The sequence below is a fragment of the Syntrophaceticus schinkii genome (genome assembly GCF_000946815.1).
In the GTDB taxonomy this organism is placed as follows: domain Bacteria; phylum Bacillota; class DSM-12270; order Thermacetogeniales; family Thermacetogeniaceae; genus Syntrophaceticus; species Syntrophaceticus schinkii.
Window position 1 is genome coordinate 1 of record NZ_CDRZ01000012.1, and the last position, 2350, is coordinate 2350.

At 50.9% G+C, this 2350-nt stretch carries 2 protein-coding genes; both read right to left on the reverse strand.

Annotated features, from left to right (window positions below):
* A partial coding sequence (locus SSCH_RS01125) for an Rne/Rng family ribonuclease (protein ID WP_052835172.1) occupies positions 1 to 1589 on the reverse strand: 1589 nt, incomplete at its 3' end.
* 13 nt (positions 1590 to 1602) lie between these two features.
* A complete protein-coding gene (locus SSCH_RS15975) occupies positions 1603 to 2295 on the reverse strand; it encodes a TIGR03936 family radical SAM-associated protein (protein WP_052835173.1) in 693 nt (230 codons plus the stop codon).
* Positions 2296 to 2350 lie beyond the last annotated feature (55 nt).

Below are 2350 nucleotides of genomic sequence, written 5' to 3' on the forward strand. Positions count from 1 at the left end.
CAGTCCGCTGCCATCCTCAATATCGATAATATAGCCCTGAATGCGGGCGATCCCGTCTTTTGGGTTTGTCGGCTAGTCGCCTCTTCCACCTCCACCTCCACGGACTCTCCCCGGCCTTGGACAGGTGCTGACAGGGCAGCAATCTCTTCCCTGCTATGGAGGGCCTTTACCTGCACATCCTCCAGGTGAGAGGAGTCACTCCCCTTGATAACGATCTTCTTGCCGATCTCATCCTCCAGTTCCCGCAGATGACTGCCCCCTCCACCGATGAGGAAGGCAGCCACAGTGGGATGCATCTCCACTAGAATTCCCTCTGTATCCCGCTCCTGTTCAGCCAGGAACCTGATCTCCTGGCAGGCCTGCATGCTCACTGTTTCTTCAGAGAGCACCCTTCCTGTTCCTTCACAGTAGGGGCAGGGGCGCTGCAGCAAACTGCTCAGACTCGGACGCACCTTTTTTCTGGTAAGCTCTACCAAACCCAATTGGGTAAGGCCAAGCACACATGTCCTGGTCTTGTCTTTTGTCAGTTCCTCCTCCAGCTGCCGTGTTACCTCGCTGCGGTGCTCCTGGAGTTCCATATCAATAAAATCGATAACGATGATGCCGCCTAAATTTCGCAGCCGGATCTGGCGCACGATCTCCTGAATAGCCTCTATATTGGTGCGAAAGATCGTCTCAGCAAAATTCTTTGTCCCGGTGTATTTTCCTGTATTGACATCGATCACGGTAAGTGCCTCAGCTTCATCGATAACAAGGTAGCCCCCACTCTTGAGCCAGACCTTAGGACGCAAGGCCTTGTTGATTTCCTGGTCGAGCTCATAGTCATCAAAATCTGATGTAGTAAGAAAAACTCTGCTGCTATAATGAGGTGCATATGCCTGGACTAGCTCTAAAATCTTTTCATAGGTATCCTGGTCATTGGTTGTCAAGCGGTCGACATCTTCCCCGAACAGATCTCGCAAAACCCAGGATACCAGTTCCAATTCCCGGTGGATCACAGCAGGTGCACTTTTGTGTACAGCCTTCTTCTGAACCACCTTCCAAAGACGATACTGTTCCTGCACATCCTGTTCCAGTTCTTCTGCTGCGGTCCCCTCAGCAGCAGTGCGTACAATCAAGCCACGGCCCGGGACACAGACCTCTTCGGCTATTTTCTTTAAGCGGTCACGCTCCCGCTCGGACCTGATCCGTCGGGAAACCCCAACAGCATTGAATTCCGGCATAAAAACAACATAGCGCCCCGGAAATGTTAAATGTGTCGTCACCCGCGCGCCCTTGGTCCCGAAGGGTTCCTTGACTACCTGAACAAGAATCTCTTGCCCCTCATGGACAGTATTCTGAATAGGCAGTGACCTGCCGCTGTTCGGCCGCGCATCCTCCACATATAAAAAGGCGTTCCTTTCTAACCCGATATTGACGAAAGCCGCCTGCATCCCCGGCAGTACATTGGCTACCCTTCCTTTATAAATGTTCCCGGCTAAACGCCTTTGAAAAGAACGATCAAGGTAAACCTCTACCAGTTTCCGGTCCTCTAATACAGCAGCTTTCGTTTCTTCCTTTGTAACATGAATATATATTTCTTTCTGCATTTCCCCTCAACCTTCAATTAAATTCTTCTGTCTTTCCCAACGGATCAAGCAAGCGGTTGCCCTCCAGGCGGTAAAGCCCGGTGCGGGTGACATGGGAAAGCAGCAGAGATTCGGTTCCCGATTTTGTGATCAGATCTAAAAGACCGCTCACAGGAACCTCTCCTTTACCCACTTTCATCAAAAACTCCAGGAATAACCGCCCACCCTCATCACAAACACCGCTTTTGATGATCGCTGCTGACACATCAAAGACCTTGCCATCATGAGGTCTCTCATAACACCAGGATTCCTCGCTTTTAATATTGTTTAACAGTTGCTCCCCATCAGCATTACAATGATGCGGAGAAAGATTCACAATATAGCGAGCGCAGTTGATCAACTTCCCCAACCCTACATCACCAGGCGGAACCAGGATCAAGCGGTGTGCCCTGATACCTGGCTGCAGCTGGCGATTCAGACTTTCAAGATCGTCCTCTAAAGTAGTGATAGTTTCCTCTAATTCCAGATCCATATACTCCCGCAATCCCGCCACACCCACTCCTAAAGGGGGGCCAAAAGAAAACTTCGGGCGCGTATTATACCCCCTTGTATAAGTAAGTGGGAAAGAAGCCCGCCGTAAGGCCCGCTGCATTGCTGTCATCAACTCGCGGTGGGAAAGAAAACGTGCTCTATCTTGTTTAGCGTATTGAAGACGGTAGACAGGCACCCCTCATCCCTCCCTCACCAATGAGTGGCCACACCTAAGGATGCACAGACCCACA